Annotated in this window: 26 protein-coding genes; 13 read left to right on the plus strand and 13 right to left on the minus strand. The window is 55.9% G+C overall.

The window, feature by feature from the left end:
* The first annotated feature begins 173 nt into the window (after nt 1-173).
* The 6 genes from CQ018_RS00410 to CQ018_RS00435 all read left to right on the plus strand — a co-directional run bounded on the left by CQ018_RS00410 (nt 174) and on the right by CQ018_RS00435 (nt 5,531).
* Nucleotides 174-1,415 (plus strand): thiolase family protein, encoded by a 1,242-nt coding sequence (locus tag CQ018_RS00410; protein WP_105548014.1) that lies wholly within the window; start codon nt 174-176, stop codon nt 1,413-1,415.
* A 4-nt stretch (nt 1,416-1,419) separates the two neighbouring features.
* Nucleotides 1,420-3,549: a 3-hydroxyacyl-CoA dehydrogenase NAD-binding domain-containing protein gene (locus CQ018_RS00415; protein WP_105548015.1), complete on the plus strand. Its 2,130-nt coding sequence runs from the start codon at nt 1,420-1,422 to the stop codon at nt 3,547-3,549.
* A gap of 117 nt (nt 3,550-3,666) precedes the next feature.
* The gene (locus CQ018_RS00420; RefSeq protein WP_146111782.1) at nt 3,667-4,101 is read left to right on the plus strand and encodes a ubiquinol-cytochrome c reductase iron-sulfur subunit; all 435 of its coding nucleotides are present in this window, start codon (nt 3,667-3,669) and stop codon (nt 4,099-4,101) included.
* Nucleotides 4,102-4,166: 65 nt separating this feature from the next.
* The gene (locus CQ018_RS00425; RefSeq protein ID WP_181149671.1) at nt 4,167-4,643 is read left to right on the plus strand and encodes a Rieske (2Fe-2S) protein; all 477 of its coding nucleotides are present in this window, start codon (nt 4,167-4,169) and stop codon (nt 4,641-4,643) included.
* 236 nt (nt 4,644-4,879) lie between these two features.
* Nucleotides 4,880-5,068, plus strand: coding sequence for an isochorismatase family protein (locus CQ018_RS20185; RefSeq protein WP_219843975.1), 189 nt, complete (start codon nt 4,880-4,882; stop codon nt 5,066-5,068).
* On the plus strand, nt 4,998-5,531 hold the full coding sequence (locus CQ018_RS00435; protein WP_374954167.1) for a cysteine hydrolase family protein: 534 nt from the start codon (nt 4,998-5,000) through the stop codon (nt 5,529-5,531). The genes CQ018_RS20185 and CQ018_RS00435 overlap by 71 nt, the downstream gene beginning before the upstream one ends.
* A 71-nt stretch (nt 5,532-5,602) precedes the next feature.
* Here the strand turns inward: CQ018_RS00435 and CQ018_RS00440 are convergent, their stop codons facing one another.
* Nucleotides 5,603-6,265, minus strand: a complete 663-nt coding sequence (locus CQ018_RS00440; RefSeq protein WP_146111783.1) for a hypothetical protein — start codon at nt 6,263-6,265, stop codon at nt 5,603-5,605.
* A 140-nt stretch (nt 6,266-6,405) separates the two neighbouring features.
* On the minus strand, nt 6,406-7,389 hold the full coding sequence (locus tag CQ018_RS00445) for an aldo/keto reductase (RefSeq protein ID WP_105548020.1): 984 nt from the start codon (nt 7,387-7,389) through the stop codon (nt 6,406-6,408).
* Between the two features lie 181 nt (nt 7,390-7,570).
* On the opposite strand from CQ018_RS00445, the gene argG reads away from it, so the two are divergent.
* Both argG and CQ018_RS00455 read left to right on the plus strand, forming a co-directional pair.
* The gene (gene argG, locus CQ018_RS00450; protein ID WP_105548021.1) at nt 7,571-8,998 is read left to right on the plus strand and encodes an argininosuccinate synthase; all 1,428 of its coding nucleotides are present in this window, start codon (nt 7,571-7,573) and stop codon (nt 8,996-8,998) included.
* Between the two features lie 181 nt (nt 8,999-9,179).
* On the plus strand, nt 9,180-9,830 hold the full coding sequence (locus tag CQ018_RS00455; protein ID WP_105548022.1) for a maleylpyruvate isomerase family mycothiol-dependent enzyme: 651 nt from the start codon (nt 9,180-9,182) through the stop codon (nt 9,828-9,830).
* 118 nt (nt 9,831-9,948) lie between these two features.
* Here CQ018_RS00455 and CQ018_RS00460 read toward each other — a convergent pair whose 3' ends face one another.
* The 4 genes from CQ018_RS00460 to dxs are packed head-to-tail and all read right to left on the minus strand — an operon-like array spanning nt 9,949 to nt 13,422.
* On the minus strand, nt 9,949-10,257 hold the full coding sequence (locus CQ018_RS00460; protein WP_105548023.1) for a hypothetical protein: 309 nt from the start codon (nt 10,255-10,257) through the stop codon (nt 9,949-9,951).
* A gap of 14 nt (nt 10,258-10,271) precedes the next feature.
* Entirely contained in the window at nt 10,272-10,844 is a 573-nt protein-coding gene (locus CQ018_RS00465; protein WP_105548024.1) for a hypothetical protein, read from the minus strand.
* A 14-nt stretch (nt 10,845-10,858) separates the two neighbouring features.
* Nucleotides 10,859-11,443, minus strand: a complete 585-nt coding sequence (locus CQ018_RS00470; RefSeq protein ID WP_258142346.1) for a YgaC family protein — start codon at nt 11,441-11,443, stop codon at nt 10,859-10,861.
* Between the two features lie 11 nt (nt 11,444-11,454).
* The gene (dxs, locus tag CQ018_RS00475; RefSeq protein ID WP_105548025.1) at nt 11,455-13,422 is read right to left on the minus strand and encodes a 1-deoxy-D-xylulose-5-phosphate synthase; all 1,968 of its coding nucleotides are present in this window, start codon (nt 13,420-13,422) and stop codon (nt 11,455-11,457) included.
* 257 nt (nt 13,423-13,679) lie between these two features.
* On the opposite strand from dxs, the gene CQ018_RS00480 reads away from it, so the two are divergent.
* From CQ018_RS00480 to CQ018_RS00490, 3 genes are all read left to right on the plus strand, one after another.
* Nucleotides 13,680-14,321 carry a hypothetical protein gene (locus CQ018_RS00480; RefSeq protein ID WP_105548026.1) on the plus strand — a complete coding sequence of 214 codons (642 nt, stop codon included), beginning with the start codon at nt 13,680-13,682 and terminating at the stop codon, nt 14,319-14,321.
* A gap of 58 nt (nt 14,322-14,379) precedes the next feature.
* Complete coding sequence (locus CQ018_RS20395) at nt 14,380-14,568, plus strand: helix-turn-helix transcriptional regulator (RefSeq protein ID WP_308728957.1); 189 nt, start codon at nt 14,380-14,382, stop codon at nt 14,566-14,568.
* A gap of 72 nt (nt 14,569-14,640) precedes the next feature.
* Nucleotides 14,641-15,063 carry a low molecular weight phosphatase family protein gene (locus tag CQ018_RS00490; protein ID WP_105548027.1) on the plus strand — a complete coding sequence of 141 codons (423 nt, stop codon included), beginning with the start codon at nt 14,641-14,643 and terminating at the stop codon, nt 15,061-15,063.
* A gap of 6 nt (nt 15,064-15,069) precedes the next feature.
* Here CQ018_RS00490 and CQ018_RS00495 read toward each other — a convergent pair whose 3' ends face one another.
* From CQ018_RS00495 to CQ018_RS00510, 5 genes are all read right to left on the minus strand, one after another.
* A complete protein-coding gene (locus CQ018_RS00495; protein WP_146111784.1) occupies nt 15,070-15,768 on the minus strand; it encodes a hypothetical protein in 699 nt (232 codons plus the stop codon).
* A 205-nt stretch (nt 15,769-15,973) separates the two neighbouring features.
* Complete coding sequence (locus tag CQ018_RS19965; RefSeq protein ID WP_181149672.1) at nt 15,974-16,132, minus strand: hypothetical protein; 159 nt, start codon at nt 16,130-16,132, stop codon at nt 15,974-15,976.
* Between the two features lie 145 nt (nt 16,133-16,277).
* Nucleotides 16,278-18,983, minus strand: a complete 2,706-nt coding sequence (gene acnA, locus CQ018_RS00500) for an aconitate hydratase AcnA (RefSeq protein WP_105548029.1) — start codon at nt 18,981-18,983, stop codon at nt 16,278-16,280.
* A gap of 180 nt (nt 18,984-19,163) precedes the next feature.
* Complete coding sequence (locus CQ018_RS00505) at nt 19,164-20,516, minus strand: class I SAM-dependent RNA methyltransferase (protein ID WP_105548030.1); 1,353 nt, start codon at nt 20,514-20,516, stop codon at nt 19,164-19,166.
* A gap of 7 nt (nt 20,517-20,523) precedes the next feature.
* Nucleotides 20,524-22,560, minus strand: a complete 2,037-nt coding sequence (locus CQ018_RS00510) for an APC family permease (RefSeq protein WP_105548031.1) — start codon at nt 22,558-22,560, stop codon at nt 20,524-20,526.
* Between the two features lie 191 nt (nt 22,561-22,751).
* Here CQ018_RS00510 and CQ018_RS00515 point away from each other — a divergent pair, with 191 nt between their 5' ends.
* Nucleotides 22,752-23,426 (plus strand): TrkA family potassium uptake protein, encoded by a 675-nt coding sequence (locus CQ018_RS00515; RefSeq protein ID WP_105548032.1) that lies wholly within the window; start codon nt 22,752-22,754, stop codon nt 23,424-23,426.
* 8 nt (nt 23,427-23,434) lie between these two features.
* Nucleotides 23,435-24,103 carry a TrkA family potassium uptake protein gene (locus CQ018_RS00520; RefSeq protein WP_105548033.1) on the plus strand — a complete coding sequence of 223 codons (669 nt, stop codon included), beginning with the start codon at nt 23,435-23,437 and terminating at the stop codon, nt 24,101-24,103.
* A gap of 86 nt (nt 24,104-24,189) precedes the next feature.
* On the opposite strand, the gene CQ018_RS00525 is transcribed toward CQ018_RS00520, so the two are convergent.
* Nucleotides 24,190-24,915 (minus strand): DUF3159 domain-containing protein, encoded by a 726-nt coding sequence (locus tag CQ018_RS00525; protein ID WP_105548034.1) that lies wholly within the window; start codon nt 24,913-24,915, stop codon nt 24,190-24,192.
* Nucleotides 24,916-24,983: 68 nt separating this feature from the next.
* Nucleotides 24,984-25,421 carry a hypothetical protein gene (locus CQ018_RS00530; RefSeq protein ID WP_258142348.1) on the minus strand — a complete coding sequence of 146 codons (438 nt, stop codon included), beginning with the start codon at nt 25,419-25,421 and terminating at the stop codon, nt 24,984-24,986.
* Between the last annotated feature and the right edge of the window lies 1 nt (nt 25,422).

The raw sequence follows: 25,422 nt of genomic DNA on the forward strand, positions 1-25,422 counted from the left end.
ACCGCTCACCGGCGGCGACATCCTACTTCCCCAAATTTTGTGGAGATAGCGTGTCGCTGCCGGTTTTTTCATCTCCCGACACCGAGGAAAAGCCCCCACACTTGCACTCTAAGTTACCGACCAGTAGCCTATGGAGTGGATCACATTCCACCCAGCAATCGCAAGGAGCACCGGTGAGCCCCCAGTCAGTAACCACGCGCAACGCGGCACGGCAGGTACGCGACGTAGTTTTCGTCGACGGAGTCCGCACACCTTTTGGCAAGGCCGGAGACAAGGGCATCTACCATGGCACCCGGGCCGATGATCTAATCGTCAAATGCATCCGTGATCTCATGCGCCGTAATCCCTCACTTCCTGCTTCACGCATTGATGAGGTAGCAATCGCAGCAACCACCCAAACTGGCGATCAGGGTTTAACCATTGGACGCACTGCCGCCCTACTAGCAGGCCTACCCCAATCGGTCCCCGGATTCGCCATTGACCGCATGTGCGCTGGAGCCATGACAGCGGTCACCGCAACGGCGGGCTCGATCGCCTTTGGCGCCTACGACGTGGTGATTGCCGGCGGCGTTGAACACATGGGAAACCACCCCATGGGAGCCGGCGCAGATCCAAACCCCCGATTCCTCTCCGAACGCATAGTAGATCCCGCGGCCCTAAACATGGGCAACACAGCGGAAAACCTACACGATCGCTTTCCCGAAATTACCAAAGAGCGTGCCGACCGCTACGCAGTAGCTTCCCAACAGAAGCTTGCTGCGGCCTATGACGAAGGAAATATTCAGCCAGATTTGGTGCCCGTGGCCGCACGTCGACCCGCAGAAGGCTGGACGCTACACACCACCGATGAGCCGCCGAGGCCCGGCACCACCATGGAATCACTTGCCGAGCTGCGCACGCCCTTCCGCGCTCACGGGCGAGTCACCGCAGGAAATGCTGCGGGACTCAATGATGGAGCCACCGCGGCACTCTTGGCCAGTTCAGAAGCAGCCCAGGAGCTGGGTCTGTCCGTCAAGATGCGCCTAGTCTCATACGCTTACGCGGGTGTCGAACCACAGGTCATGGGCATTGGGCCAGTGCCCTCAACCGAGAAGGCATTGGCTCAGGCCGGTCTGGGAATCGAAGATATTGGTCTCTTTGAAATCAATGAAGCTTTTGCCGTCCAAGTGCTTTCGTTCCTCGACCACTTCGGCATTGACCAGGAAGATCCCCGGGTGAACCGCTATGGAGGTGCCATCGCCGTTGGGCACCCACTTGCCTCTTCCGGGGTGCGTCTGATGACGCAGTTAGCCAGACAATTCGAGGCAGATCCTTCGGTTCGTTACGGGCTGACCACCATGTGTATTGGTTTGGGCATGGGCGGCACCGTGATCTGGGAAAACCCGCACCACACAGACTTCGGAAAGGATGCTTAAGGCCATGAGCTCAAGCACCATTGAAAATTTCGCTTCTCTCGCTTCTCTCGTTCCCGATGAGGTTCTCACCCATTCGCTCATCGAAGACGTGTTGCTGCCCAGTGGCAAGAAGATCGCGATGCTGACGTTGGACAACGGGTTTGACCACTCCAAACCAACGACTTTGGGGCCCAATACCATGCTGGAATTACATGCGGTCCTTACAGCCCAACGGGCACGGGCCGCGGCTGGCGAAATTCATGCCCTTGCACTGACTGGTAAACCATACTTCTTGGTTGCCGGTGCGGACCTTAACGGCGTCAAAAATCTTGCATCTGCGGAGCACGGAGCCGCCATGGCCACCATGGGTCATGCCTGCTATGACCTGCTTGCGGATCTGGGGGTTCCAACCTTCGCCTTCATCAATGGCGTTGCGCTCGGTGGTGGATTGGAAATTGCCCTTGCGTGTTCCTACCGCACTATTTCCAGCGGAGCCAACGGTATTGGGCTTCCGGAGGCCTTCATTGGGTTAATTCCCGGGTGGGGCGGCGTCTACCGACTCCCACGGCTTACCGGCCCAGAGACCGCCCTGACGGTAATGATTGAAAACCCACTCAACAACAACCGCTCCCTGAATGGGCCAAGTGCATTCAAAGCTGGAATCGCCGATGCACTGTTTGAGCCAGCAGACTTTGTAGAGCAGTCCCTACTGTGGGCCGACGCGGTACTCGGCGGTGTAGAGGTTGCCCGTCCACACGCCGTGGAACCCAACGGAAACCCAGAAGTTACAGCACGCTGGATGGCAGCCGCGGCCAAGGCAAGTGCCTTCATCGAAGCAAAGACGTCGTATGCGGCTCCGGCCCCGGCCAAGGTACTCGAAGTCTTTGAGGCTGGAGCCTCAATTTCGCAGCAGGAATCTGCTGCACTCGAAATTGCTGCGCTCACCGAACTCATGCAAACTCATGCGTTCCACAACACCGTGTATGCCTTCCTGGATCTGGTTCAGAAGCGTTCCAAACGCCCGGCCGGAGCACCTGATAAGAAGCTTGCCAGGCCCGTAACCAAGGTCGGTGTTGTTGGGGCCGGCCTGATGGCCGGACAATTAGCACTGCTCTTTGCCAAGAATCTCAAAGTTCCGGTGATCATTACCGATATCGATCAAACGCGGGTCGATCATGGAATCACCTACATCCACGGTGAAGTAGACAAGCAGCTTGCCAAGGGCCGCATCTCACAAGACGCGGCCAACCGTACCAAGGCTCTTGTCACTGGATCCGTCACCAAGGAAGCTTTCGCGGATGCTGACTTTGTCATTGAAGCGGTATTTGAAGAACTCGGGGTCAAGAAGCAGGTCTTTGCCGAGGTCGAGGCGGTGGTCTCGCCCGAATGCATCCTTGCCACCAACACTTCCTCACTTTCGGTTACCGAAATGGGCAAGGATCTAAGGCATCCCGAACGACTCGTTGGTTTCCACTTCTTTAATCCCGTGGCCCAAATGCCACTGCTTGAAATTGTGCGCACCGAGAAAACCACCGACGTGGCACTTGCTACGGCATTTGCGCTGGGCAAGACCTTGCGAAAGACCAGTGTGCTGGTCAAGGATGCCGCTGCCTTTGTTGTCAACAGGGTCCTGCTTCGCCTCATGGGTGAAATCGCACATGCTTTTGATGAGGGAACCGATGCAAAAGTCGCAGATCTCTCATTACGCCCCATGGGGCTGCCCATGACCCCGTTTACGTTACTTGCCATGGTTGGAATCCCTGTGGCACAGCATGTTTCCGAGTCCCTGAATGCAGCATTCGGAGACCGGTTCCATGTCTCAAAAAATCAGCAGACACTCATTGACCACGGCATCAAGTCTTTGTGGGCAGCAACCTCCGACGGTGGGCAAGAAATTCCCACTACCACTTTAAACTTGCTGCAATTCGGCACAAGCCCCAGCACTTCTGAGGAACTGCTAGTCCGCACTCAAGACGCCTTGGCCCAAGAAATCGGGCTAATGCTAGATGAAGGGGTTGTTGCGGCTCCCGAGGATGTTGACCTGTGCATGATCATGGGAGCCGGCTGGCCGATGCATCTGGGCGGTATTACTCCCTACCTGGATCAGGTAGGGGCATCCGAACGCGTCAACGGAAAGAAGTTTCATGCGCATTAAGTTCGTTCTTATCTGACCTCTGGTGGGCGCGCATTCTACAGAAGGCGTGCCCACTACTTATCGAGTTACGAGTCCCTAGGTCTATACCTTGGGCTATTAGTGCGCGACACTGTGCATATGAAACAGAATCTAACGCTGCTACCTACCCGTAGAGGTGTTTTGGGGTCTTCCTTAGCCGCTGGAGCCGTAGTAACACTGGCGGCGTGTGGCGGGGGCGATAAGTCCGCAAGCGCCTTACCCTCAGGCACCGGTACTGCCTATGACGCGACGACGCTTAGTGCCCTCCCCGTGTCAGGCACCGCCTCGGTTGACATTAATGGACACAACTATTTGCTCTACCGGCCGGATGAGGGCACAGTGCTTGCTTACACTTCGGTGTGCACTCATCAGGGGTGCAAAGTCGGTACCGGGGATAGCAAGAATTTCATTTGCCCCTGCCATGGATCCGAATACTCGAAGCTTGACGGATCAGTCACGCAGGGACCGGCACCCAAGGCTTTGACGCGTTATGCAACGAGCATTGAGGGCGATAAGGTCAAAATCTATCTTTGAGAGCGTGATCACGTCCGCGGTTTCACGAATCGTCACCTGCGTGCGTACATGGGAAGATGGGAAACATGAGTTTGCCTTCTTCCCAGACCCGCCGAGCTTTTGTTGGAACCACAGTGGCTGCAGGTGCAGCCGTTGCCTTGGTAGCGTGTGGTGATGGTTCATCGGCCGCACCAAACAATGAGCCTTCGGCACCACCTGAGCCGGTAGGCGAAGGAACCGTTGTGACGACACTTGCCGAGCTTGCTGTTGGTACTCGTCTAGCGGTGACAGCTCCCCGTACCAACGCCGACGGTAAGACCAAAGATGCTGGATTCCTGCTTTTCCGCCCCAATGAGAAGACCGTGTTGGCGTACACAAATATCTGTACCCATCAAGGATGCGCAGTAACCACGAAAGCACCCCAGGGCGATGACTTCTATTGCGCTTGCCACGGCTCATACTTCCAGCCAGCGGATGGCAAAGCCGTCGCGGGTCCTGCGCGCGGTGCGCTCGAACGCATAGCCGCTGCTATCAAGGGCCAAGACGTACTTTTGTACGTTTAGTCTGCTTTTACCCCCTCATCACTCGCCAAGACTTTACCCGAGGCGTGTTTGTAGTGGCCCCCTTGATGAGGGGGTTCTTTTTCTTTACCGATGGCTCGCAGGGCATGATCATTTGTCACATACCGACTACTGACCGGGTCCAGCGCGCTTAACTCTTCCCTCGGCTCCACCTTCCGCGCTAGATTCACAGGTGATGCCACATTATGGCAGCCATTGATCATCAGGGAGTCGGTTTCATGTCCAATGCATCAACAGCCGTAGTCTTTATCGAATTCCAGAACGACTTCACATCGCCGGGCGGTGTTCTACACGAAGCGGTCAGCGATTCTAATAACGCCAACTCGACATTGGAAAATGCCGCAAAACTCTTGGCTGCTGCACGTGAGTCTGGCGCAACCATTATCCATTATCCATTCACCGATTAGCTTCGCACCTGGTTATCACGAAATTTCCTCACACCCTTATGGAATTCTGAAGGGCGTTGTGGATGCCACGGCTTTTGTTAAGGGCCAGTGGGGAGCCGAGATCGATGAGCGCTTCGCGCCCGTCGAATCCGACATAGTCGTCGAGGGCAAACGCGGACTCGATGCATTTGGCAGCACAAATCTTGATTTCATCTTGCGTTCTAAGGGCATCACGAAGGTTGCCCTTGCCGGATTCCTGACTAATTGTTGTGTGGAGTCAACCATGCGCACAGCATACGAACGTGGTTATGAGGTTGTGACAATTACCGATGCCGTGGCCGCCACAAGCATCGAAGAAGGCGAATCGGCGGTTCGCTTCAACTATCCAATGTTCTCGACTCCAGCAACTAGCCATGATTTCATTGCAACGCTTACCGCTCAAGGCACTCTCGCGGATACCACACGCGGCTACCATCAGCAGTAGTCCTGAACGATAGCCACGTATATCGGTGCGATTCTCCGCTGGGCGGGCGCACCGACTTGCTTGTGTTTCTTCTAGAGCTGGCAGCCAAACCCAGAGGTCAGAAAATCATGGGCTCCTGCTTCGAGGCCAGCAAGCGAATACCATTCGGCACTACTGGAAATTGCCGAGTACTTGTAACTTCTCAGGTCGGCGCCCCATTGAGACGCAACGATATCTTGGTCGGCACCTACCCAGTGCGTGACAACTAACATCCCATCGACCCGCACTTCAAATCTCTGGGCGAGAATGGGTAGACCCTGCGGAATCTGCAAGGTCTCCTTTCCAACTCGGATAATACGCGCGTTGGGTTTGGTCTTGGCAGCGTCGAATACATCCGGCGCATATACCGCAGCCTCGGTCAGCCTAAGATAGGTGACTTCCTTTTCCGGGTTTTTGATGGCCCGCAACATCATCAAGTAGTCGGCTGAGCTTGGCATTGAGTCAACGGGCAATTGTTGCAACTTTCGGCGCATTAATTGCGGGTAAGGCATTCCATTGTCCTGAAACCAGGATAGCTCCCAGCTTCCAGGTTCCGGTTCGAGGTGGACTCGGGACTCGGCCAGATACGGACGTTGCTCATCATCAACGATGAGTCGAGTTAAAAGTGTATGAGAAGTGATGGTCCGATAACGTACCCCAGCACGTTTATTATTACGGACTAAAACTTCCCAGCGCTCAAAACTTGGCGCAGGCATGCATCCCCCAAGAACTACTTAGCATTGGCTTGATTTCTCAGCTTATCCAGAAGCCTTCCCGTCGAGCGGTGTTTAGGCACCGCGTCGGGGAACAAAACCAGCGAAAATAGGACAACGCCCAGTTTTCGAGGTGTTATTCATCAGAACAAGGCAACTTTAGGCGTCTTGGGAAAAATAACGTCGAGTTCGGAAAGTTCTTCCACACTTGGTTTCCAGGCGATGGCTTGGGCATTCTCGCGGACCTGTTCGGGCCGAGTTGCTCCAGCAATCACACTCGAGACACTCGGCTGAGCTGCCAACCAGGAGAAAGCCACCTGAAGTTCTGTCAAATCTCTAGCCACGGCAAATTCGGAGAATTCGCGAAGCTGACCATAGTCAACCTGATGCATCAGATGTGTACGAGCGTGGGTCAGCCTGCTGCCTTCCGGAGCCACGCCGTCCGAATATTTACCGGTCAGCAATCCATTGGCTAGTGGGAAATAAGGAAGTAATCCGAGCCCATAGGCTTCGGCAGCTGGACATACCTCAAGTTCGGCTCGGCGGTCCAGAAGATTGTAATGATTTTGCGAGGAGATAAACCGTTCCCCACCCTGCATGCGCGCAGTGAACTCCGCATCGGCTATTTGCCACCCCGACCGATTGGAGTGACCGATATAGCGAACCTTTCCGGCTTGGACCAAATCATCGAGCGCAGCCAGGGTTTCGGCAATCGGAGTGCGCTGATCGGGTGTGTGGAATTGGTAAAGATCAATATAGTCCGTGCCGAGCCTCCGTAGCGAAGCCTCCACGGCACGAATAATGTAGCCACGTGAGCCGCGGGCGTCGAAGTCGTTTCCGTTCGCCCCTACCATGTCCATTCCGAACTTGGTGCCGATAACAACCTCATCACGTCGGGAGCCTAAGGCCTTGCCGAGCATGATTTCGGAGAGCCCAGGTTCTCTTCCATACACGTCCGCCACATCAAAAAATGTGATTCCCGACTCAAGTGATGCATGAATAACCGCGTCTGCTCCCTCTTGAGTTTCGGTGGCCGTACCGGCTCGCCCAAGGTTGTTGCATCCCAAACCCACCGCGGAAATTGTGAGCCCAGAATTGCCCAAACGTCGATATTCCACTGAATTCATAAGGATTCAGCCTCTCTAATAATTATGCATTGAGCGCTTCTCACGGCGGGTGCTCGGTAGGAACCGGGCAACGCAGTGCCAAGAAAATTCAATCACGTGCTGGCAACGTTGGCGCAGTATGTCTCTTTGCGGCCTTCATCTGGGCGTTGGATTGCATCTTTGACGCTATAGGATGGTGACTATGTCTAAAGTTCTCACCTCCCTGCCCGTTGGCGAACGCGTAGGTATCGCGTTCTCCGGTGGCCTCGATACATCAGTTGCCGTTGCCTGGATGCGTGAAAAGGGTGCGATCCCTTACACGTACACCGGTGACCTAGGTCAGTACGACGAACCAAACATTGATGCAGTTCCGGGCCGCGCCCTGGAATACGGCGCCGAAGCAGCACGTCTTGTCGACTGCAAGCCCGCATTGGTTGAAGAAGGCCTCGTAGCCCTTGCCTGCGGCGCCTTCCACATTCGCTCCGGTGGCAAGTCCTACTTCAACACCACCCCGCTGGGCCGCGCAGTCACCGGCACCCTGCTGGTGCGCGCCATGCGTGAAGATGGCGTTGATGTGTGGGGCGACGGTTCGACCTACAAGGGCAACGACATCGAGCGCTTCTACCGCTATGGCTTGCTGTCCAACCCAAAGCTGCGCATCTACAAGCCATGGCTTGACCCGGCCTTCGTCCAGGAACTCGGTGGTCGCTCGGAAATGAGCGAATGGCTCGTTGAACGCAACTTCCCATACCGTGACTCGGCCGAAAAGGCTTACTCGACCGACGCCAACATCTGGGGTGCAACCCACGAGGCCAAGACCCTTGAACTGCTCAACACCTCCCTTGAGGCAGTAGAACCAATCATGGGCGTGCGTTATTGGGATGAGTCGGTCGAAATCAAGACCGAAGATGTATCGATCACCTTCGAAGCTGGCCGCCCGGTTGCCATCAATGGCATCGAGTTCGCCAACCCGGTGGCTCTCGTTGACGAAGCCAACAAGATTGGTGGCCGTCATGGTCTAGGTATGAGCGACCAGATCGAAAACCGTATCATCGAAGCCAAGTCCCGCGGTATCTACGAAGCACCGGCCATGGCTCTGCTGCACATCGCCTATGAGCGCCTGCTCAACGCGATCCACAACGAAGACACGGTGGCCAACTACCACGCAGAAGGCCGCCGCTTGGGCCGTCTAATGTACGAAGGCCGCTGGTTGGACCCGCAGGCCCTGATGCTGCGCGAATCACTGCAACGCTGGGTCGGCTCGGCCGTTACCGGTACCGTCAGCCTGCGCTTGCGCCGCGGCGACGATTACACGGTACTGGACACCGTGGGCCCGAACCTTAGCTACCACCCGGACAAGCTGTCCATGGAGCGCGTTGGCGACTCGGCCTTTGGTCCGCTGGACCGCATTGGCCAGCTGACCATGCGCAACCTTGACATTGCCGATTCCCGTGCACGTCTTGAGCAGTACGGCAATCAGGGGTTGTTGGGCAGCAAGACCGTCGAGCTTGTTGGCAAGCTTGAAGCCGGTGGAGCCTTGGACATCGTCGATGCCGAAGCCGTTGACGCAGCCGAATTAGCACAGGACCGCTCGCTTGAGCGCGCCGCATTCGATTCGGGCACCGACTAAGAATCACCGATTAGCGTCATTAACTTGATGCTTCTCCTACCGCGGGGCACTCCACCACATGGTGGGGTGCCCCGCGGTTCTTATTTACTGCTTGCCAGTGAAACCTTCAAGGTCAGCTTGCTAGGCTTTAGCACCAAGAAGCTTTATCCGTAACCCGGTGCCCTACAGGAGCCAACCATTCATGAGCCGCACCCGAGACCAGCTATGGTCCATGATCCAAGCCGAACGCACGGGCCTAGCCGAAGACCTCGCAGGCATTAGCAATGCGCAATGGAACCTGCAATCACTGTGCACCAATTGGACGATCCAACAGACCCTTGCCCATCTCAGTGCCGCGGCAAGCATCGGACCGTTTCGCTGGTTCACCAGCGTTGCCGGTGCACGCTTTGATTTTGACCTTCACAACCGCAGACGGCTTGACGAACACCTTGGCAGCTCCCCCCACGAAACCCTGCAGCGATTCACGCAGATCATTCCCAGCCAGGTGGCACCATTCGGAGCAACCGAGGCATGGCTCGGCGAAGTGATTGTCCATGCCCAAGACATCCGGGTGCCACTGGGGCTGGAACGTCAACCCAGCATTGATGCGCGCACGGCCGTTGCGCGGTTCTACGCGGCCAAGGACTTTGCCGTGCCCAGCAAAAAGAACAGCACCGGGCTGCGCTTGGAATCCACCGACGGAACCTTCACCACGGGAACCGGTCCAGTGGTATCCGGCAGCACCATGGACCTCGTCATGGCCATGGCAGGCCGCGAAATATTCGTCGACCGTCTGATTGGTCCGGGAGTAGAGACCCTGCGATCTCGTATTACATCACTCCCGTGGGCGTGAGACTTGTGCGGACTTCTTTGCTGCATGCTGCAGAAGAACGGCTATAGCCAAGATGCTTCTGCCCGGTGAGGCATGATTGCGTCACCGGGCAGAAGTTAGGTTCTGCAGGTAGGCGGCACTAGCCCTTGTTAAGTTCAATGAGCGAAATCAAGGCAAGTACAAACCCAACGAACGAGATGATACGCATTGCTCCATGCACGATTCCCCCAAGCTTCGTTTCACGAGGTGGTAGTGTCAGGGCTTCTTCGCTAAGCCAAGTGACCAGCGTGATCAAGGTACCGATCAACGCGATTTGTTCCGGTGGCAGGGCAATCAGCTTGTAGCTACCAAGCCCAATGATCCCGCCACCAAGAATCTGACCCGCATAGGACAGCAGGCGAAACATCTTGGAGCGTGCAACGGGTACGTCATCAACTTTTGCGGTCATGCGGGAGTATCGCCTTAGTTGAGGGTGAAGGGTGCCTTGGCCGGCAACGGGTATGCCTGCTTCAGCGTCTCAACATCATCAAAAGCTGCGGTGGCAATGGAGAGCTTAGTGAAATCAAGCTTTGCCTCGCGCAGGCAAGTTTTTACGGCAGCCACTGCTTTCTTTGGCTCCGGTGACAGAATACGAATATTGAGCTTGCGCGGTGCATAATCCGAGGACTCGACGGTTCCCAGTCCACGCCACGCTAGGTGACCAGTCAGTGCTTCCTTGGCCGTTGCCTCGAGGTACTTGTCGCGGTCGGTACCTTCGGTGGTCTTCAATGCGTACTGAACAATGACCCAACTCTGCTCGTCTGTGTTTAGCGTCTTGTAGCCATCTTCGGCACACTGCTCCATAAAGGCATCGAGCAGCCCATCTGCGGTAGCTACGCTGACGTCTTTAGCGGTCTCGGTCTTGGATTGGTGGCCGACGGTTCCGTGGTTAACAACGAACTGGCCTACTTCTTCGCCCTCGTACTGGGCGTACCAGGCTTCGCGGAAGTACAGGGTACCTTCTTCGTCACGGCGGTAAGTTCGGACTATCGACATGTGGTGTTGCTCCTTTAGCGGGATCTTGCGTCGGTGGATGCGGCGCGGCCGCGGGTAAACCAACTGTTCATGGTCTGGTCGAAAGGGGCTTGCCCTTGACCTACCAAGTTCAGTAGAAAAGTTGCTTGGTTGCGCAATGCGCTGACCAGTGTCTTGGGGTAATGCATTGATTCGGTGTGCTGGGCGAATTCATCCTCGTCGTCTAGGAAGACTCCGCGGGATCGGGATTCAATGACATCAAGATCCATGTCTATTGAATTAACTTCCCAGCCGCCGCGAGCTAATTCTCGCCAACCAATTTGTGCGGCTAGATCCAGATAAATTCTGTAGTCTTCGGATGGGTCATCATAAAACGTTCCTACCCAATATCCGCTTCGGGGTATCAGACATAAGGCATCTGTTTGCGCCAAATGCCCGTGCCCGGGTCGCGATACAAGAGACCCCGCCGGTTGATAGATCCAGTGCCCGTGCTCATCAGCGCCTAGGTAACGTCCGGGGACCACCCAATGCGCCTGGCCATCGTATTTCCAGGCACGGGCCACCACCATGTCGCCGCGCTGAGCTCCGAAGGGTTCGCGCGGCAGATTCGAGGGGATCACCGGGGCGGCCTTCACAGTTGCGGAATCTGTCCGGTCGGCAGGTCTTGGCCCGGTAATGGCCGGGCGAAGGGAACCTTGGTTCCCAAGACCTGCGCAAGGGTGTCATTGGCGATCTGGGCGGCGCTCAGGCCCACACGATCCATGACTTCGGTACGGCTACCGTGCGCCAAAAATTCGGTGGGCAGCCCTACTTCGTTCAATGCCGTATCAACGCCGGCTGCTCGCATTTCTTGGCGGATCCGTGAACCGACACCGCCGGCGCGTACTCCGTCTTCGACACATACAACGATGCGGTGGCGTGCGGCTAAACCAATGATTGAGCGCGGGACCGGCAAGACCCAGCGCGGATCTACAACAGTGACCGTAATGCCTTGGGCATTCAGGCGACTTGCAACATCGAGGCACAACTCGCTCATTGCACCGACCGAAACGATCAGTACGTCGCGTTCTTCACCGGCGCCAAGCTTGGCCAGAACATCGACGCCATCGTGCAAACGCTGCAGCGCAACGATCTCCGGTCCAACTTCTCCCTTGGAGAAGCGTACAACGCTTGGCGCATCGCTGATGGCCACGGCCTCACGCAGCTCTTCGCGCAAGCGCACGGCATCGCGCGGAGCTGCCAAATGCACGTTAGGAATGATCTGCATTAAGGCCATGTCCCACATGCCGTGGTGGCTAGGCCCGTCCGGGCCGGTGACTCCGGCTCGGTCAAGGACGACTGTGACTCCTGCCTTATGCAGGGCAACGTCCATCAGAAGCTGATCAAAGGCGCGGTTCAGGAAGGTTGCATAAATGCAGACCACCGGGTGCAGTCCACCAAAGGCAAGACCTGCCGCGGAAGTCATTGCATGCTGCTCGGCAATGCCAACGTCCAATACTCGCTCGGGGTGGCGTTCGGACATTGTCTTGAGACCCACGGGCTGCAGCATGGCACCGGTGATTGCGACAATGTCCTTGCGTTCATCGGCGATATCGGCGATTTCTTCGCCAAAGACACTGGTCCAGGATCGTGCCGAAGCTTTCTGAACAGGTTCTCCAGTTTGCGGATCAATGACACCAACGGCATGGAACTGATCGGCTTCATTGGCCCGAGCCGGTGCATAACCACGGCCCTTCTCGGTGAGCACGTGCACCAGCACCGGACCACCAAATTTTTTGGCCTGCTGTAACGCTTCTTCAACGGCTTCTTGGCTGTGGCCGTCAATGGGGCCGATGTACTTCATCCCCAAGTCTTCAAAGAGTCCCTGGGGTGCCCACCAATCCTTTACGCCCTTCTTCGTGGCATGCAGTGATTTGTAGGCAAATTGTCCAACGGCACCCGACTCTTGCAGCTTGGATTTGAGCTTGTCCATGGTGGTTTCATACACGGGCAGCGTACGGAACTTATCAAGCTGTTGGCGCAGGCCAGCAAGCTGGTCGGCTAGTCCGCCAATAGTTGGTGCATAGGAACGGCCATTGTCATTGACCACAATGACAACCTTGCGATCTTTGTCGGCCGCAATGTTGTTGACTGCTTCCCAAGCCATGCCACCGGTGAGTGCACCGTCACCAACGAGAGCCACCACGTGGCGATCGTTTTCACCGGTCAGCTTACGGGCGCGTGAGATTCCGTCGGCCCAAGACAACGAGGACGATGCATGTGAGGATTCGACGATATCGTGAACGGATTCTGCACGTTCCGGATATCCGGATAGTCCGCCCTGCTTGCGCAGTGTTTCAAAGTTTTGGCGCCCGGTGACCAGCTTGTGAACATACGACTGGTGTCCGGTGTCAAAGATGATCGAGTCTCGTGGTGAATCAAAAATTCGGTGAATGCCTAAGGTCAGTTCCACCACGCCAAGGTTGGGGCCCAGATGCCCACCGGTGCGAGCGACGTTATCAATCAGGAACGTCCGGATTTCTTCGGCCAATTGGCGCATTTCGACCATGGTCAAACCCTGCAGGTCGCGTGGTTCGGTAATGGTCTGAAGCAATGACACGGAGGCGGTCCTTTCGAGATGGCAAATACCCGTTCAATCTTACCGCTCTGAACTAGGTTCCCGGCCGCTTAGCGGCACAGACCACCGTGGCGCTGGGCACCCCTATGAGGAAATCGGTACCTAAGGATGAAAATAGTGAGCGTCGTCTTCGCACCCGCACAAAAGTAGAGTACTCAAATTTGACCCTAAGGGTTGTTTAAACCAACAGAGAGAATTATTGTTTATCGATAATATCGAACTTCAATAAGGAGTCTCTGATGAGCATCCGTGTTGCAGATTTTAGAACAAGCACCAAATCCACAAATATTGCGCTGGTCGCCGTGTGGATCGTTGCCGGTGGCGCCATCCTCGCCAACCTTATCCAGTTGAGCATTACCCTTACCGGACGCTTCATTTTCTTCTTTTGGGAGCCCGATACAAGGATGCCGATTACCGCGCTTCCCCAGGTACTGCGGGCTGACGTTCGGTTTGATGCCGATGGTTATCTTACGGACGTTCCTAGCTTGATTCGCGCCCTTTGCGCTACTCCCACAGTGACAAATACCTTGACGGTTCTTCTGTCGGCTATTTTCGTTGCAGGCATTATCCGTAAAATTGCCCACGGACAGCCCTTCGATAAGAAAGTCGTTCGAAATTGGAAGATTCTGGGCTTTGTACTCGTGATTGGCGGAACGATCGAAGGCATTCTTGATACGGTTGCTGGACAAAGCCTCATGGGCGCCGAGGGGTTCCCAGACGAGAATGGCAACTTCGAGTTAGGTGCCGAGTACATGATTCTGGTCGTCAATTCTCCGCAGTGGCCCATCCTCCTCATGTTGCTCGGAGTTATCTCGGCGGCATTGGCCATCGCGTTCCGTTCGGGAGCACGGCTAGAAATCGAGGTTGAAGGAGTTGTCTAGCTCCCCTAAGGTTCAGCCGGACACCACGCCAACTGAAGAACACCTGATCGAATGTCACTTGGGAGAAGTCCTAGCTGATCGAGGAATGACATTAACGGAGCTGTCAAGACGCACCGGAATTACCATGGCGAATCTTTCAATCCTCAAAACAAACAAGGCAAAGGCCGTGCGCTTCACGACGCTGACGGCCATCTGTATAGAGCTGAACGCTACGCCCGCAGAGCTTTTCACCATCAGATTCCCCTAAGATCAATATGAGTGCAGGTATAACTCTGCCCAGTATTTTCCCCCTTCTACGTCTCAAAGTGATGGCACAATCATGAGCTCTTCAAACGATCACAAGCCAACTGTTCTATTTGTCTGCAACACCAATGGCGGTAAGTCCCAAATTGCTGCTGCGCTTTTCCGTCAAGCTGTTGGTCAGAATGCACAGGTTCAATCGGCGGGCCTCATTCCCGCATTCCAAATTAATGAACTTGCTGCCGATGTTGTGGCCGCGGGCGGAGCCGACATGCGATCCGAGGTTCCCACCGCACTCACCGAGGAAGCGCTACGCGCGGCCGATCGCGTGATAATTGTCGGTGAGGCACAGGTTCCTGAGCTTGATGGCGTAAACATGGAACGTTGGATTCCGGCGGATGCACCGGCAGAGCTAAGTACCGATCGCGAACGCATGGAATTTTTGCGTGACGATATTGCCGCACGCGTGCAAACCCTTGAAAGCGAACTAGGCGGCAAGTAAGCGTATTTACTCCCCCACGTCTGACGGCTCCTGATCTGGATAGATCCGGAGCCGTTCTTCAATATCACTACCAACTTCAAAGACTTCAAGGCCGTCAGTCACCAACAGAGCGTCGATAAGCTGCATGCTGCCGGCAATGATCGTTGAATCGTAGTCGACTTCGGTAACTAGCACCCACGTGTGATCCTGGGGCCACAAAATACTTGGCGATTGCGCATATTCTTCACTTTCTCCCCAGGGCGCATGGGCCATCCAATCAAGGTCTGCAAACTCAAGCACACCCGCTGCAAAAAGCCTATGGCTGCGCCCGGGTAGCTCTAGTCTTGCTTGTGAACCGTTGAGTATTTGTTTGAGGTTCCGCGCAGCTTCCGCACCGCGAGCCACGACGCTTCCCCAGAGAGCGGGTCTGGCCGAAGAATAGCGGACTGGGGTGCCCGCGCCCCAGCCTTCCCAAATGGCGGCCACGCCTTGATATGGAGTGCTCGTATGGTTCGCCAAGACGGCAGCAACACGGGCAAGGGTGCCACCTTCGAGGTCGCCCTCAATGGTTTGACTGTAGCGCCAACCGACACTGTCGAACCATTCTTGGGTTGATGTTTGCGGGTCGGCGAGGCTCAGCGAAGAGCTCTGTGTGAATTTTTGGATCCGTTTGCCTTCGGCTGCCGCAACGGTTTTCCAAGAAACTAGCTCTCGTTCAAACTCCATGGGTTCGGCCAGAAAAATTGTTTCCCATGTTTCCGGTGGTTGAGGTCTATCGCGCTCGATAGGGTGCAAGATGCGAGCGTAGGCTTCAAAGCCACGCGGCACAAACGTATTCGGTTCCCCAAAATTCGTCGCAAGCCGGTCCTGCAACCAATAAGCAGAATCCGCACTATCCAACTGAACAATTGATGGTCTAGGGTCCTGAGACTTATTCGAGAGAATCACCGTTTCGTGAGGCTTGTTCCTGTTGCTTGCGTCGGGCACGCTTGCGGGAACCGACAAAATACCAATACGTAAGGAAAATCAGTCCTGCAACAATCACGATATTTGCGAGAATGATCCAATGCCAGTTATCTAATCCACCCATGTGCAGAATCCTTTCGCGTGGAGCCAGCGTGAAGCACTATCTCTACTTACGATAACTCCAGCGGGGGTTAAAATGCCGCAAGGGCGGTTAGCTGGGAAAATTCCCAACTAACCGCCCTTGCGTGCGTAAATCTAGCGCTAACTAATTAGTTTGCGGAGATCTGACGCAGAACGTACTGCAGAATGCCACCGTTACGGTAGTAATCTGCTTCACCCGGGGTATCGATGCGCAGAACCGCATCGAAGGAGACGGTCTTGCCGTCTTGCCCCACGGCCGTGACCTTCAGGGTCTTGGGGGTGGTGCCGTTGTTGAGTTCGGTCACGCCCTCGACTGCGAAGGTTTCGGTGCCGGTCAGGCCCAGGGTCTCGGCGTTTTCGCCTACAGGGAACTGCAGCGGAAGAACGCCCATGCCGATCAGGTTCGAGCGGTGGATACGCTCGAAGGACTCGGTGATGACTGCCTTGACGCCCAGCAATGCGGTGCCCTTGGCTGCCCAGTCACGCGATGAACCCGAACCGTATTCCTTACCACCCAGGACAACCAGCGGGGTGCCGGCTTCCTTGTAGTTCTGTGCCGCATCGTAGACGTAGGCCTGCGGTGCACCTTCCTGGGTGAAGTCGCGGGTGAAGCCACCCTCGACGCCGTCCAGGAGTTCGTTCTTGATGCGGATATTCGCGAAGGTACCGCGAATCATGACCTCGTGGTTACCACGACGTGAGCCGTAGGAGTTGAAGTCCTTGCGAGCCACACCGTTGGCGATCAGGTACTGACCGGCCGGGGTGTCCGATTTGAAGGAGCCAGCCGGGGAGATGTGGTCAGTGGTGACCGAATCGCCGAGCTTGAGCAACACGCGTGCGCCGGAGATATCCTCAACCGGAGCCGGGGTAGCGGTCATACCTTCAAAGTATGGGGGCTTACGAACGTAGGTCGAATCCTCGGCCCATTCGAACGTGTTGCCTGCCGGAGTGTCGAGCGCCTTCCAGCGATCGTCGCCGTCGAAGACGCCTTCGTAACCCTTGGCAAACATGCCCTCGTCGATCGACGAGTCGATGGTTGCCTGAACCTCGGTCGGGGTCGGCCAGATGTCCTTGAGGAACACCTCGTTGCCGTCCGTGTCGGTGCCCAGCGAATCGGTTTCGAAGTCGAAGTCCATGGTGCCAGCCAGTGCGTAAGCGATGACCAATGGCGGGGAAGCCAGGTAGTTCATCTTTACGTCCGGGTTGATGCGGCCTTCGAAGTTACGGTTACCCGAAAGAACTGCGGTGGCTGCGAGGTCGTTGGCCTGGATGGCCTCGGAGATCTCGGCATCCAGCGGACCGGAGTTACCAATGCAGGTTGCGCAGCCGTAGCCTACGACGAAGAAGCCAAGCTTCTCCAGGTACGGCAGCAGGCCGGACTTTTCGTAGTACTCGGTAACGACCTTGGAACCCGGGGCTACCGAGGTCTTGACCCAAGGCTTGGAGACCAAGCCCTTTTCCACTGCCTTGCGTGCCAGCAGTGCTGCGGCAAGCATGACCGAAGGGTTGGAGGTGTTGGTGCACGAGGTGATCGAGGCGATGGAAACCAGGCCGTGATCGATCGAGAACTCGGTACCATCAGCCTTGGTCACTGCAACGGAGGTCGACGGGCGACCAATGTTCAGCTCGTCGGCTTCACCTGCTGCGTAGTTGTGGATGTCCTTGCGGAACTGTTCCTTGGCGCTCGAGAGCTCGATGCGGTCCTGCGGACGCTTCGGGCCAGCGATCGACGGAACAACCGTGGACAGATCCAGCTCGAGGAATTCGGAGAAACGGATTTCGCGGTTCGGATCGTGCCACATGCCCTGTTCCTTGGCGTAGGCCTCAACGAGGTCTACGTTTTCCTTGGAACGGCCGGTCAGGCGCAGGTATTCAAGGGTGACGTCATCGATCGGGAACATGGCAGCCGTGGAACCGAATTCCGGGCTCATGTTACCAATAGTGGCGCGGTTTGCCAGCGGAACCTGGGCAACACCCTGGCCGTAGAACTCAACGAACTTGCCAACAACACCGTGCTTGCGCAGCATTTCGGTGATGGTCAGCACGACGTCGGTTGCGGTAGCGCCGGCTGGGATCGAGCCGTTGAGCTTGAAGCCAACAACGCGCGGGATCAGCATGGAGACCGGCTGGCCGAGCATTGCTGCTTCGGCTTCGATGCCGCCAACGCCCCAACCCAACACGCCCATGCCGTTAACCATGGTGGTGTGGGAGTCGGTGCCGACGCAGGTGTCCGGGTAGGCACGCAGCACGCCGTCAACTTCGCGGGTCATCACGGTGCGAGCCAGGAACTCAATGTTTACCTGGTGCACGATGCCGGTGCCCGGTGGGACTACCTTGAAGTCATCAAATGCGGTCTGGCCCCAACGCAGGAACTGGTAACGCTCACCATTGCGCTGGTATTCGATCTCCATGTTGCGCTCGAGGGCACCGGCGTTGCCGGCAACATCGATCTGAACCGAGTGGTCGATGACCATTTCGGCAGGTGCAAGTGGGTTCACGCGGGTGGGGTCGCCACCGAGTTCCTTGACGGCTTCGCGCATCGTGGCGAGGTCAACGATGCACGGAACACCGGTGAAGTCCTGCATGATGACGCGTGCCGGGGTGAACTGAATTTCGGTGTTTGGTTCTGCGTTCGCATCCCACTGGCCAATGGCCCTGACATGCTCTGCAGTAATGTTCGCACCATCTTCGGTGCGAAGCAGGTTCTCCAAAAGAACCTTAAGGCTGTACGGAAGGCTTTGCGCACCTTCTACTGCGTTCAGCCGGAAAATTTCATACTCGTTGCCTTCGACGTCCAGTACGCCTTTGGCCCCGAAGCTGTCCACTTTGCTCATTGGGACTCCTCTCGCCGGATTTTCATCTTCGTTGCACGCGGGCACAAAATCCAGTTAGGACTCCCTAACTGAGATTCTTATGCGTTGGTTCGCGGCAGAGCTATAGACAGTCTATCCCCCGCACGCGATTAGACTCCGATCAACCCGACACTTTCGAGATGACCGGAGTCATATCCACGACTAGTGGCGCTCGAAAAGACCAATAGTTTCCATGTGATGGGTGTGTGGATAGAGATCCAAAACCTCAATCTGGTTCAACCGGAAACCTGCTGCAGTAAGATCTGCGCTGTCGCGGGCAAATGAGGCCGGATCGCACGAAACATAAGAGATCTTCTTGGCCCCGGATCGCACCATCGCCGATATAGCAAACTTACCGGCACCGGTGCGCGGCGGATCAAGCACAATCGAATCAAGTTTGGCCTTACGAGCAGTCAATTCTCGGGTCAAAGTCTTTTCGACACGCCCCTGCGACACGACTGCCTGCGGGAATTCACGCAGGTTTTTTAGCGCATCCTTACTGGTGCCCGGGGCGCCCTCAATCGAAAGCACCATTCCGTCATCCCCGACGGCTTTGGCCAGCGGTGCACTAAAGAGCCCCGCTCCCGCATAGAGATCAGCAACCCGTGCTCCGTAGCCGGGGTTCAGCTGCGCCATGACACGCTCGACAAGCACGCCCGGAGCCAAACGGTGGATCTGCCAGAAGCCTTCACCGGTAATGCGGTAATCGTGCCCGGCAACGGATTCCGAAAGCCAAGTCCGCCCGCGCAAGCGTGTCAGCTCGCCGCGTCCATCGGCGGCCGATCCCCCGGCCTGAGTCAACGAGGCGGCAGAGGCCCACTCCGGCAAACGCTTTGCCGCGCGCCCAGCTGCGCCCTTGATGCTTCCATCCTCGATGAAGAGCACCAACACCCCTGGCTCGACGCTCGATCCAACGGCAACCTCAACTCGGCTAATACCCATCAACGGCAGATCCCAGAGCTGAAGCTCATTGATCTTAGGGTGTGCCAGCGGCATGTCCTTGACCGGAATCAGCTCGTTAGATCGGAAGGGACTCATCGCCAAGCGGCCCTTAGCATCAACGGCGAAGGCCGTGCGAGTACGCCAGCCAAGTCCATCATCAGACTCACCAGCGGGTGCTATAACACCGGTAAAACCATGCTCGGCAGCATCAATTTTGCCCAAGCGTTGCATCTGTTCGCTAAAGATCTGGCTCTTGAGTTCGCGCTGGTGTGCAAGGCTCATGTGACCAAATTCTGCACCGCCCACGGGCAACACATTGCGTGCCGCGCATCGCAGCGAATCCGCAGCTGCCCAGAAATGCGGCACTCGATGCTCGGAAGCCTCGTGCACCTCAACAACGTCGCCACGCCAGAAGCGTGATTTTTCACCGGCGTCGCGCAGCACGATGCTGACTTCTTCCCCGGGGATTCCGTGACGTACAAAAATCACCCGGCCGTCGTGGCGGGCGACGCTGTGTCCGCCGTGGGCTGGTGCGTCAAGACGCACGCGCAGGATACTGTTTTCGGTACTCATGAGGGGATCAATCTTTCGCTTTGGAAGCTGGAGGTAGTGAAGTATTGGGGTTTCGTCCGTGGGAGGCAGACTCGGTGGCTCCGCCAAACGCCGCAGCGTCGGATGAAGCCAGACGCCATGGCACCGAGGCCACCACAACACCCGGTTCGTAATGCAATCGGTTTTTAATGCGCATGGCGGTTTGGTTGTGTACCAGCTGTTCCCACCAGCGGCCAACCACATACTCGGGGATATAAACGACTATCAGGTCACGAGGTGAATCACGTTTGATGGAACGGATGTACTCGATCAGCGGTGGTGCTATTTCCCGATAGGGAGAAGCTAGCACCGTGATAGGCACCGGAATGCCCAATCGCTCCCACTCGGCAATGGTTTGCTCGGTTTTTTCCGAGTCCGCATCAACAACTATCGCATCAAGCTTAGAGGGTCGCGAGGCTCGTGCGAACGCAACGGCTCTAAGCACCGGCTTCCGTAGCGTTGAAACAAGCACGAGGGCATGAACCCGTGCCGGCAGCGCGGTGGGTGATTGAGCGGTATCGATGGAGAGCTCATCATCAACGGCAACGTAGTGGCGGTGTAAAGAATCCATGAGGAAAAAAAGCACCGCAATACCTAGCACGGCCAACCATGCTCCATGGATCAGCCGGGTACCTAAGACAATCACCAAGACTGCCGCGGTGAGGATGAATCCCACAAGATTGAGCAGCCTGGAGCGCTGAATTTTGGCACGAACTCGCTTATCCGGTGTCATTGCCAGCTCGCGTCCCCAGTGTTTGATCATGCCTAATTGGCTCAGCGTGAAGGAAACAAACACCCCGACAACGTAGAGCTGAATCAGCGTTGGAACGTGAGCATTGAAAATCCAGATCAAGGCAATAGCGGCAAAGGCTAATGACAAAATACCGTTGGAAAAACCCAACCGATCCCCGCGAGTACGCAATTGCCGCGGTAGATAACCATCAGTTGCCAGGTGTGAGGCAAGGTTGGGGAATGAATTGAACGCGGTATGGGAGGCGACCAAGAGCACACCGACGGTGAGCAACATAATGGCAAAGAAACCAATCGATCCCCCACCAAATATTGCATGAGCGAGCTGGCCCAACACCGGGTCCTGAATATAGTCCCCGGGAATGGGCCCGCCATTGAACAGCATCCCGGTTTGTGGATCCTCAACAACGTGAACATTGACTGCCCGGGCCAGATACATAGTTCCAAGCGTCAATGCGGCAGCAATCAATCCAAGCCACAACAACAGTGATGCTGCGTTGCGAGCCTTGGGCGCGGCAAGCGTGTGAACATTGGAGATGGGAACCTCAACACCTGTCAATGCGGCGGAGCCAGTGGAGAAGGCACGCAGGACAAGCAAAATTCCAGCAATTCCCGTCAGCCCATCCGGGTAGTCGGGGTTAGGCATGACTTCAAATCCTGCGCTTGGCGATTCACCCAAGGTACCTAACATGGCAAAGATGCCACCGAGGGCAAGCATGAGTAATAGTGCACCAATAAATAAGTACACGGGAGCCGCATTGAAGCGTTGCGATCTGCCTCTGCCGCGCAAATTCAAGACGGTCAGAATTACCACCCCGGCGGTGGCAATCAAGGCTTGTTTTCCGGCCAAGGCAGGGAAAGCTGCAATCACGTAGTGGGAGGCGGAGGAAATCGACACCGCAACGGTGAGGACAAAGTCAACAAGAAGTGCCGCTGCAACAGTGGTTCCGGCCCTAGGACCAAGATTTACCGAGGCAATTTCGTAGTCCCCACGTCCCGATGGGTAGGCTTTCACCGATTGCCGATAAGAAGCAATGATGACAAACATGACTACCATGATTGCCAGCCCCACCTGCGGTGAAATGCTGATTGCAGTGACTCCGGCCAAGGCAAGGGTCAGAATCACTTCATCGGGCGCGTAGGCGATAGATGACAGCGCCGAGGCAGAGAAAATGGGCAGGGCCATGCGTTTACGCAGTGGAGCCTGTTTTAGACGTTCGGTCCTAAACGGGCGCCCCACCAGAATCCGCTTAAGCGCGTCAAGGAATGAAAGCACGATCCAAAGTTAGCCCGCTTTACCCTCCCCTGTCATACACCACACCGTTAAGATCCTTAGTTGAGCAATCACACCCCGGTGTTTAATTCCATGAAAGACTTAGCCGTGAGTTCACTGGCAGCTAGGCCAGCACCATGAAATCGAGCATGGACGTACGATGCTGTTTCATCTTTGTGGAAGGGAACGGGCGCATGGCGCATTTTGTCATCATGGGTTGCGGCAGGGTTGGGGTTACACTCGCCCATACTCTGGACGATGCCGGGCATACCGTGGCAATCATCGATCAGGACGAACGTGCCTTCCGCAGGCTGCGCAGGAACTTTTCTGGAAGCAAGATTCACGGCGTTGGTTTCGACCGCGAGACCCTTGAACGCGCAGAAATCTCTAACGCTTATGCCTTCGCGGCGGTATCAAGTGGCGATAACTCAAATATTCTTGCGACTCGCGTAGCCCGCGAAACCTATCATGTCCCGCACGTGGTGGCCCGAATTTATGATCCAGGACGCGCTGAAATTTACCAACGCCTAGGCATCCCCACGGTGGCAGCGGTGCGCTGGAGCAGCGACCAGGTACTGCGTCGTATTCTTCCCGAACATACACTCAACGGGGATTTTCGCGAGGCTTCTGGCCGACTGATTCTTGGTGAAGTCAACGTACACGAGGGCTGGTATGGGCACATGCTCGAGGATCTAGAAGCGGTCGCTCCGATCCGAGTAGCCTATCTTTCGCGTTTTGGTGAAGGAATGCTTCCGGCACCCGGAACCCGCCTTCAGCAAGGCGACATTGTTCATGCAATGATGCCAATCTACGCGACGGGCGAGATTGAACGCGCCCTATCTAGCGCTCCACAACCAGTTGCCGAGTAGGAACCTTTATGAAAGTCATGATTGCCGGAGCAGGTTCGGTGGGAAGCTCTATCGCCAAAGAACTGATCTCCAACGGGCATGAGGTATTGCTCATTGATGAAAAACCAGAAGTCGTTGCTCGAGCCGGAGTACAGGGCGCCCGTTGGCTCTTTGGAGATGCTTGCGAACTTAGTGTGCTCAAGGAAGCAAAACTTGATCAATTCGATGTCGTAGTTTCGGCTACCGGAGATGACAAAGTCAACCTCGTAGTTTCGTTGTTGGCCAAGAGCGAGTTCGGCGTCGGTCGTACCGTTGGGCGAGTCAATAATCCAAAGAACGACTGGATGTTTGATGACGCATGGGGTGTTGACGTTGCCGTCAACACCCCGCGTTTGATGACCGCACTTGTCGAAGAGGCAGTTGAAATCGGTGACTTGGTTCGGCTCATGACGTTGCAATCGGGAGTTGTCTCAATGGTCGAATTCACCGTGCCACACGATTCGGTGCTCATTGGCCGCACCATTGGTTCGGTTCCCTGGCCAGCAGATGCAACAGTTGTTGCAATTTTGCGTGATGATATTCCATTGACGCCAAGCCAAGACGACGTGATTGAAAGTGGCGACGAGCTCTTCTTTGTCACCACGATCGTTGCCGAAGATGAACTTCGCGCGGTGCTACGCACCACCGAAACCGCATGATCTGCATGCCTTAAAAAGTTTGAAGCCCGACCGATCCGCAAGGGAAGATTGGCCGGGCTTCAAACCTTCATGACGGTGAAATATTCTTAGGAACTAGACCCGATTTGACTTGAAGTTTCAACGCTTTTCATGGGGCGTGAAATCATCCAAGCAATCCACAAGCCGGCCGCATAAAGTGGAACGCCCATGGCAAGTCGGGCGGCACCTAGGGCCGGGATGTTATCCGCGAAATACAATGGCACCTGAACAAGTAACCGGGCAAAAAACACTCCAACAACAATCCAGGTGGCCCACGTGTACTGCCGAGCACGAACCTTATCCGTTCTCCAGCTGGTGTTCTCCGAACGGATAAAGCCAAAGATGACGCCCATCAGTGGCCAACGGACCACGATAGAAATAATAAGTGCTGCCCCATAGGCGATATTGGTGTAGAAACCCGGGACGTAGTAATCCTTGGCTTCACCGGTAACGCGCGAGAAAATAGCGCAAATCACCACACCCACCAGACCAGTAAGTGCTTGGGCGAGCGTGCCCTTACGCACTAGTCGAGCCACGGTAAAACCGACGGCAACGGCTACCGAGGCAATCAGCGCCGGGTTCAGCTGCTGTATGAGGGTGAAGATAACAAGGAAGACCAAACCAGGAAGCAAGGATTCAACAAGTCCACGTACCCCACCGATGGTCTTGAGCACATCGATCTGTCCGTCTTCGCGACGTTCAATTCCCGCATTGGCACCAATGCGTGCAGCTATTTCCTCGGCCGTGGGGTCATGCTCTTCCGGCTCGGACGGGGTCGATGTGGAATCACTCATGGAAGTAAAAGTCCTTGGGGAGGGTGCGGCACATGCCGCAGAATCGATGTCATTGCGCTTAGCTAAGCTCAAGAACTTGTTTTAGGTTTCGGCAATTGCCCGGAACTTCGCTCCGGAAGAATTTCATAACGGGGGTTGTATATGGTTGCCACCCCATCAATTGGAGCGACCATACCCTCATAGTTCAATCGGGTGCCAGCAAGGATTCCAGGCACCCGGCGCTGTCCCACAAAGATCAAATGCAGATGCGGCACTGCAACCCGGCGTCCCCCGGGCGGAGCCGGATGATCAACCACAGACACCGTAAAGGCCGGCGCTTGCTCTGCCGGAAGAATGGTTATTGATTCAACATAGCCGCGGTGGATGATACGTCCACGCTCGGGCAATTCTGCAAGGGAATTCAACATCTTGCCGCTGGCGGCTAAGGCCCCGCTCCCCCGTGACCCGGTATCCGGGACGGGGTGCGAAGCCTTAGCCGTGTTTTTGCCAACTAGTTCTTTAGGCACT

Source organism: Arthrobacter sp. MYb227, from assembly GCF_002975435.1.
GTDB lineage: Bacteria > Actinomycetota > Actinomycetes > Actinomycetales > Micrococcaceae > Paeniglutamicibacter.

Coding starts and splice junctions, on each gene's coding strand:
- CQ018_RS00440 (WP_146111783.1), bottom strand. CDS start 6,265: ATGCCTGCGCCAAGTTTTGAGCGCTGGGAAGTTTTAGTCCGTAATAAT.
- CQ018_RS00465 (WP_105548024.1), bottom strand. CDS start 10,844: ATGTCGATAGTCCGAACTTACCGCCGTGACGAAGAAGGTACCCTGTAC.
- CQ018_RS00495 (WP_146111784.1), bottom strand. CDS start 15,768: ATGGAGTTTGAACGAGAGCTAGTTTCTTGGAAAACCGTTGCGGCAGCC.
- CQ018_RS00415 (WP_105548015.1), top strand. CDS start 1,420: ATGAGCTCAAGCACCATTGAAAATTTCGCTTCTCTCGCTTCTCTCGTT.
- argG (WP_105548021.1), top strand. CDS start 7,571: ATGTCTAAAGTTCTCACCTCCCTGCCCGTTGGCGAACGCGTAGGTATC.
- CQ018_RS00445 (WP_105548020.1), bottom strand. CDS start 7,389: ATGAATTCAGTGGAATATCGACGTTTGGGCAATTCTGGGCTCACAATT.
- CQ018_RS00435 (WP_374954167.1), top strand. CDS start 4,998: ATGCCGCAAAACTCTTGGCTGCTGCACGTGAGTCTGGCGCAACCATTA.
- CQ018_RS19965 (WP_181149672.1), bottom strand. CDS start 16,132: ATGGGTGGATTAGATAACTGGCATTGGATCATTCTCGCAAATATCGTG.
- CQ018_RS00525 (WP_105548034.1), bottom strand. CDS start 24,915: ATGAGTGATTCCACATCGACCCCGTCCGAGCCGGAAGAGCATGACCCC.
- CQ018_RS00520 (WP_105548033.1), top strand. CDS start 23,435: ATGAAAGTCATGATTGCCGGAGCAGGTTCGGTGGGAAGCTCTATCGCC.
- CQ018_RS00425 (WP_181149671.1), top strand. CDS start 4,167: ATGAGTTTGCCTTCTTCCCAGACCCGCCGAGCTTTTGTTGGAACCACA.
- CQ018_RS00490 (WP_105548027.1), top strand. CDS start 14,641: ATGAGCTCTTCAAACGATCACAAGCCAACTGTTCTATTTGTCTGCAAC.
- CQ018_RS20185 (WP_219843975.1), top strand. CDS start 4,880: ATGTCCAATGCATCAACAGCCGTAGTCTTTATCGAATTCCAGAACGAC.
- CQ018_RS00460 (WP_105548023.1), bottom strand. CDS start 10,257: ATGACCGCAAAAGTTGATGACGTACCCGTTGCACGCTCCAAGATGTTT.
- CQ018_RS00505 (WP_105548030.1), bottom strand. CDS start 20,516: ATGAGTACCGAAAACAGTATCCTGCGCGTGCGTCTTGACGCACCAGCC.
- CQ018_RS00455 (WP_105548022.1), top strand. CDS start 9,180: ATGAGCCGCACCCGAGACCAGCTATGGTCCATGATCCAAGCCGAACGC.
- CQ018_RS00420 (WP_146111782.1), top strand. CDS start 3,667: ATGAAACAGAATCTAACGCTGCTACCTACCCGTAGAGGTGTTTTGGGG.
- CQ018_RS00515 (WP_105548032.1), top strand. CDS start 22,752: ATGGCGCATTTTGTCATCATGGGTTGCGGCAGGGTTGGGGTTACACTC.
- CQ018_RS00480 (WP_105548026.1), top strand. CDS start 13,680: ATGAGCATCCGTGTTGCAGATTTTAGAACAAGCACCAAATCCACAAAT.
- acnA (WP_105548029.1), bottom strand. CDS start 18,983: ATGAGCAAAGTGGACAGCTTCGGGGCCAAAGGCGTACTGGACGTCGAA.